The sequence below is a fragment of the Mycobacterium sp. E1214 genome, from assembly GCF_001666755.1.
GTDB lineage: Bacteria > Actinomycetota > Actinomycetes > Mycobacteriales > Mycobacteriaceae > Mycobacterium.
Genome location: NZ_LZJC01000102.1, coordinates 1 through 6,440 on the forward strand (window position 1 = coordinate 1; position 6,440 = coordinate 6,440).

At 72.1% G+C, this 6,440-nt stretch carries 7 protein-coding genes; all 7 read left to right on the plus strand.

What is annotated here, in order from left to right; all coding sequences use genetic code 11:
• The coding region (locus A5700_RS14890; protein WP_156671228.1) for an HAD hydrolase-like protein at window positions 1–495 on the plus strand (495 nt) is incomplete at its 5' end.
• 23 nt (window positions 496–518) lie between these two features.
• Window positions 519–704, plus strand: a complete 186-nt coding sequence (locus A5700_RS14895; RefSeq protein WP_068074843.1) for a hypothetical protein — start codon at window positions 519–521, stop codon at window positions 702–704.
• An 8-nt stretch (window positions 705–712) separates the two neighbouring features.
• On the plus strand, window positions 713–1,522 hold the full coding sequence (locus tag A5700_RS14900) for a TlyA family RNA methyltransferase (protein ID WP_068074846.1): 810 nt from the start codon (window positions 713–715) through the stop codon (window positions 1,520–1,522).
• On the plus strand, window positions 1,519–2,445 hold the full coding sequence (locus tag A5700_RS14905; RefSeq protein WP_082959501.1) for an NAD kinase: 927 nt from the start codon (window positions 1,519–1,521) through the stop codon (window positions 2,443–2,445). The genes A5700_RS14900 and A5700_RS14905 overlap by 4 nt, the downstream gene beginning before the upstream one ends.
• 23 nt (window positions 2,446–2,468) lie before the next feature.
• Complete coding sequence (recN, locus tag A5700_RS14910; RefSeq protein WP_068074849.1) at window positions 2,469–4,223, plus strand: DNA repair protein RecN; 1,755 nt, start codon at window positions 2,469–2,471, stop codon at window positions 4,221–4,223.
• 140 nt (window positions 4,224–4,363) lie between these two features.
• Window positions 4,364–5,545 carry a putative cytokinetic ring protein SteA gene (steA, locus tag A5700_RS14915; RefSeq protein ID WP_068074852.1) on the plus strand — a complete coding sequence of 394 codons (1,182 nt, stop codon included), beginning with the start codon at window positions 4,364–4,366 and terminating at the stop codon, window positions 5,543–5,545.
• A gap of 20 nt (window positions 5,546–5,565) precedes the next feature.
• Window positions 5,566–6,440 (plus strand): copper transporter (locus A5700_RS14920; RefSeq protein WP_068074855.1); only part of this gene is annotated, 875 nt, incomplete at its 3' end.

The window sequence follows — 6,440 nt, forward strand, 5'->3', positions numbered from 1 at the left end:
CTGCGGGCGGCCACCGACGCCGAGCCCCAGGTGGCCGGCAAGCCGGCGCCCGGCCTGCTGACCGACGCGGCGGCCCGCGGCGACTTCCGGGCGCCCCTGGTGGTCGGTGACCGGCTGGACACCGACATCGAGGGCGCCAACGCCGCGCGGCTGCCCAGCCTGATGGTGCTCAGTGGGGTCAACTCCGCGCGCGACGCCGTCTACGCCCGCCCGGGCCGCCGCCCCACCTACCTCGGCCACGACCTGCGCTCGCTGCACTGCCACGGCGAGCGGCTCGCGGTGGGACCGCAGCCGGGCTGGCGCGTCGAGGCGGCCGGCGGGGCGATCACGGTGGCCGCCGCCCGCGAAGACGACGGCGAGGACGACGGCCTGTCGGTGGTGCGCGCGGTCGCCAGCGCCGTGTGGGGCGCCGACGGCGCGGAGCCGCGCATCGAGGCCGCCGACGACCGGGCGCGCGAGGCGCTGCGGCGTTGGTCGTTGGTGCGCGACGACTGAGCGGTGACTAGCGTAGGGACGCGATGACTATCGACCCCGATCAGATCCGCGCCGAGATCGACACGCTGCTGGCCCGGCTGCCCGAGCCCGGGGACGCCGAGAACCCCGACGTCCAACCCTCGATCGAGGAACTCGAAGAGATCGCCCGCCGGCTGTCCGAGGCCCACGACGTCTTGCTGCGCGCGCTGGAGTCGGCGGAGAAGGGCTGAGTGCGCGCATGTCTCGACGTGCCCGCGTCGACGCCGAACTGGTCCGGCGCGGGCTGGCCCGGTCCCGGCAGCAGGCCGCGGAGTTGATCGACGCCGGCAGGGTCAGCATCGACGGCCTGCCCGCGCGCAAGCCGGGCACCGCCGTCGCGATCACCGCGGCGCTGACCGTCGCCGACGACGGCGAACGCGGCTGGGTGTCGCGCGGCGCCCACAAGCTGCTCGGGGCCCTGGACGCCTTCGGGATCGACGTGGCGGGCCGGCGCTGCCTGGACGCCGGCGCGTCGACGGGCGGGTTCACCGAGGTGCTGCTCGACCGCGGTGCCACCGAGGTGGTGGCCGTGGACGTGGGCTACGGCCAACTGGCGTGGTCGCTGCGCAGCGATCCGCGGGTCAGGGTCGTCGAGCGCACCAACGCCCGCGACCTGACGCCCGACGTCATCGGCGGGCCCGTCGACGTCGTGGTCGCCGACCTGTCGTTCATCTCGCTGGCCACAGTGTTGCCCGCGCTGGCTGGCTGCGCCGCGCCCGACGCGGATATCGTTCCCATGGTGAAGCCACAGTTTGAGGTGGGGAAGGGTCAGGTCGGTGCCGGCGGGGTGGTGCACGATCCCGGCTTGCGCGCCGACGCGGTGCTGGCGGTCGCCCGCCGCGCCGACGAGCTCGGCTGGTGCACGCTGGATGCCACCGCCAGCCCGCTGCCGGGCCCGTCGGGCAACGTCGAATACTTCCTGTGGCTGCGCGCAGAGACCGACCGCGCGCTCACGGGCGACCGCTTGGTGTCGGCGGTCCGGCGTGCGGTAAGCGAGGGCCCGCAGTGAGCGCCGCGCACCGCACGGTGCTGATGGTGGTGCACACCGGGCGCGAGGAGGCCACCGAGACCGCGCGTCGCGTGCAAAAGGTGCTGGGCGACAACAAGATCGGGCTTCGCGTGTTGTCCGCCGAGGCCGTGGATCGCGGCGCCCGGCAGCTCGACCCGCACGAATTGCAGGCGATGGGCGGGGAGATCGAGGTGGTCGAGCCGGACCCGCAGGTCGCCGAGGGTTGCGAGCTGGTGTTGGCGCTGGGCGGTGACGGCACCTTCCTGCGCGCCGGCGAATTGGCTCGCAACGCCGACATTCCGGTGCTGGGCGTCAACCTCGGCCGCATCGGGTTTCTGGCCGAGGCCGAGGCGGAGGCCATCGACACGGTCCTGGATCACGTTGTCACCCACGACTATCGAGTCGAGAACCGCCTGACGCTGGACCTCATCGTGCGCCACGACGGCCGCATCATCGAACACGGCTGGGCGCTCAACGAGGTGAGCCTGGAGAAGGGCCCCCGGCTGGGCGTGCTCGGCGTGGTGCTCGAGATCGACGGGCGGCCGGTGTCGGCGTTCGGCTGCGACGGGGTGCTGGTGTCGACGCCCACCGGGTCCACGGCGTACGCGTTCTCCGCGGGCGGCCCGGTGCTGTGGCCCGATCTCGAGGCAATCCTGGTGGTGCCCAACAACGCTCACGCGCTGTTCGGCCGGCCCATGGTCACCAGCCCCGACGCCACCATCGCGATCGAGGTGGAGGCCGGCGGCCACGACGCGCTGGTGTTCTGCGACGGGCGCCGCGAGGTACTCATCCCCGCGGGCAGCCGCATCGAGGTGCGCCGGTGCGACACCCCGGTCAAGTGGGCCCGCCTGGACAGCGCGCCGTTCACCGACCGGCTGGTGCACAAGTTCCGGTTGCCGGTGACCGGCTGGCGTGGAAATTGACGGCGCGGCGCGGTGTTCGCTGAATGCTGACCGAAATCCGCATCGAGTCGCTGGGCGCCATCAGCGCCGCGGTCGGTGAATTCGACCGCGGCCTGACGGTGCTGACCGGCGAGACCGGCACCGGCAAGACGATGGTGGTGACCGGGCTGCACCTGCTCGGCGGGGCCCGCGCCGACGCCACCCGGGTGCGCTCGGGCGCCGACCGGGCGGTCGTCGAAGGACGGTTCACCACAACCGATCTCGACGAGGCCACGGCCGTGCGGCTCGACGAGATGCTGGCGGCGTCGGGCGGGGAGCGCGACGAGGACGGCAGCGTGATCGCGCTGCGCTCGGTGAGCCGCGACGGCCCGTCGCGGGCGTACCTGGGCGGGCGCAGCGTGCCCGCCAAATCGCTGGGCGATTTCACCACCGGGCTGCTCACCCTGCACGGGCAGAACGACCAGCTGCGCCTGATGCGGCCCGAGGAGCAGCGCGGCGCGCTGGACACCTTCGCCAAGGCCGACGCCGCGTTGGAGCGCTACCGCAAGCTGCGCGACGCGTGGGCGACGGCGCGCCGCGACCTCGTCGACCGCAAGAGCCGGATGCGCGAGCTCGCGCTCGAGGCCGACCGGTTGAGCTTCGCGCTCAACGAGATCGACGTGGTGAACCCGCAACCGGGCGAGGACGACGCCCTGGTCGCCGAGATCGTGCGGCTCTCCGAGCTGGACACCCTGCGCGAGGCCGCGGCCGAGGCCCGCGCGGCGCTGTCCGCGGACGACACCGACGGCTCCGGCGGTTACAGCGCCACCGACAGCCTCGGACGGGCAAGGGCCACATTGGAATCCACCGGGGACGCGAAGCTCGTCGCGCTGGCCGGGCAGCTCGGCGAGGCGCTGACCGTGGTGCTCGACACCGCTGGTGAGCTGAGCGGCTTCCTCGACGAGCTCCCGGTCGACGCCAGCGCGCTGGAATCCAAGCTGGCGCGGCAGGCCGAGCTGCGCACGCTGACCCGCAAGTACGCCGCGGACGTCGACGGCGTCCTCGCCTGGGCCCACGAGTCACGGCAACGGCTGGCCCAACTCGACGTCTCCGAGGAGGGCCTGACCGCGCTGGCGGCCCGGGTGGACGAGCTGGCCCGCGAATTAGGTTCGGCCGCAACCGATCTCAGCAATATCCGGCGAAAGGCCGCCAAGCGGCTGGCCAAGGAGGTCACCGCCGAGCTGGCCGGGCTGGCCATGGCCGACGCGCAATTCGGCATCGGCGTCACCGTCGACACCGGCGTTACCCCGGACGACCCCGCCGCGCTCACGCTGCCCTCCGGCGAGCTGGCGCGGGCCGGCGTCGACGGCGTCGACCAGGTCGAATTCGGTTTCGCCGCCCACCGGGGCATGGACCAGCTGCCGCTGGCCAAGAGCGCCTCGGGCGGTGAGCTGTCGCGGGTCATGCTGGCCCTGGAGGTGGTGCTGGCCGCCTCCGCCGCGGGCACCACGATGGTGTTCGACGAGGTCGACGCCGGCGTCGGCGGGCGGGCCGCCGTGCAGATCGGCCGCCGCCTGGCGCGGCTCGCCCGCACCCACCAGGTCATCGTCGTCACGCACCTGCCGCAGGTCGCGGCGTACGGCGACGTCCACCTGGTGGTGCACGGGGCCGGCCCGCGCGGCACCAGCGTGGTGCGGCGTCTGGGCGGCGACGAGCGGGTGGCCGAGCTCGCGCGGATGCTGGCCGGCCTCGGCGACTCCGACAGCGCGCGCGCCCATGCCCGCGAGCTGCTCGAGACGGCGCAGAGCGAAAAGGCCTAGCGCGCCCCCAAACCCCGGTGTGACGGGTCGAGACCCAGTCGGTACCGGCCTGTGACTGGTGGGACTCTAGATAACTTCTGTGGCTGATGTTACGGCGCGCCTCCCCGCGTCGCGCCGGACCGGCCGACAGAATCGCCCCCATGAAGATGTCAGGGCTGCTCTCACGTAACACCGCCCGGCCGGGACTCATCGGCACCGCGCGGGTTGACCGGAACATCGACCGACTGCTGCGCAGGGTGTGCCCCGGCGACATCGTCGTGCTCGACGTGCTCGACCTCGACCGCATCACCGCGGACGCCTTGGTGGAGGCCGACATCGCCGCGGTCATCAACGCGTCGCCGTCGGTGTCCGGCCGCTACCCCAACCTCGGCCCGGAGGTCCTGGTCAACAACGGGGTCACCCTGATCGACGAGACCGGCCCCGACATCTTCAAGAAGATCAAGGACGGCGCCAAGATTCGGCTGCACGAGGGCGGCGTGTACTCCGGTGACCGCCGGCTGGTCCGCGGCACCGAGCGCACCGACCACGACATCGCCGACCTGATGCGCGAGGCCAAAAGCGGCCTGGCCGCGCACCTGGAAGCGTTCGCGGGCAACACGATCGAGTTCATCAAGAGCGAGAGCCCGTTGCTCATCGACGGCATCGGCATCCCGGACATCGACGTCGACCTGCGCCGGCGGCACGTGGTGATCGTCGCCGACGAGCCCAGCGCCGAGGAGGACCTCAAGTCCCTCAAGCCGTTCATCAAGGAGTACCAGCCGGTGTTGATCGGCGTGGGCAACGGCGCCGACGTGCTGCGCAAGGGCGGTTATCGGCCGCAGGTGATCGTCGGCGACCCCGACCAGATCAGCACCGAGGCCCTCAAGTGCGGCGCCCAGGTGGTGCTTCCCGCCGACGCCGACGGCCACGCGCCCGGCCTGGAACGCATCCAGGACCTGGGCGTCGGGGCGATGACCTTCCCCGCCGCCGGCTCGGCGATCGACCTGGCCCTGCTGCTGGCCGACCACCACGGCGCCGCGCTGCTGGTGACCGCCGGGCACACCGCCAACATCGAGACGTTCTTCGACCGCACCCGCGCGCACAGCAACCCGTCGACGTTCCTGACGCGGCTGCGGGTGGGGGAGAAGGTCGTCGACGCCCGCGCGGTCGCCACCCTGTACCGCAACCACATCTCGGCCGGCGCGATCGCGCTGCTCGCGCTCACCATGCTCATCGCCGTCATCGTCGCGCTGTGGGTGTCGCGCACCGACGGCGTGGTGCTGCACTGGGCCACCGACTACTGGAACCACTTCTGCCTGATGGTGCAGAAGTGGGTGACGTAACCCCTTAAGGACGCCGCCTCGTGATCTCGTTACGCCAACACGCCTTCTCCCTGGCCGCCGTCTTCCTGGCGCTGGCCGTGGGAGTGGTGCTGGGTTCTGGCTTCTTGTCCGACACGCTGCTGTCCAGCCTGCGTGACGAGAAGCGCGACCTGACCCAGCAGATCAACGGACTCAACGATCAGAAAAATGTGCTGAACGAGAAGCTCAGTGCGGCAAACAATTTCGACACGCAAATGGTCGGCCGAATCGTGCACGACGCGCTGAGCGCCAAATCGGTGGTGGTGTTCCGCACCCCCGACGCCAAGGACGACGACGTCGCCGCGGTGTCGAAGTTCGTGGGTCAGGCGGGCGGAACGGTGACCGGGACGGTGGCACTGACCGCGGAGTTCGTCGAGGCCAACTCGGCGGAGAAATTGCTGACCGTGGTGAACTCGTCGATCCTGCCCGCCGGGCAGCAGTTGAGCACCAAGCTCGTCGACCAGGGTTCGCAGGCCGGTGACCTGTTGGGCATCGCCCTGCTGGCCAACCCGAATCCGGCGGTGCCGCCCGTGGACGACACGCAGCGGGCCACCGTGCTCGCGGCGCTGCGCGACACCGGGTTCATCACCTATCAGCCGACCGAGCACCTGGGGCCGGCCAACGCCGCGCTCGTCGTCACCGGCGGCGCGCTGGCCCCGGACGCCGGCAACCAGGGCGCCAGCGTGGCGCGTTTCACCGCGGCGCTGGCGCCGCACGGCTCGGGGGTCCTGCTCGCCGGGCGGGACGGCTCGTCGACCGGCGGCGCCGCCGTGGCGGTCGCCCGGGCGGACGCCGGCATCAACTCCGCGGTCAGCACGGTCGACGACGTCGACGCCGCGCCGGGACGCATCACCGCGGTGCTGGGGCTGCACGACCT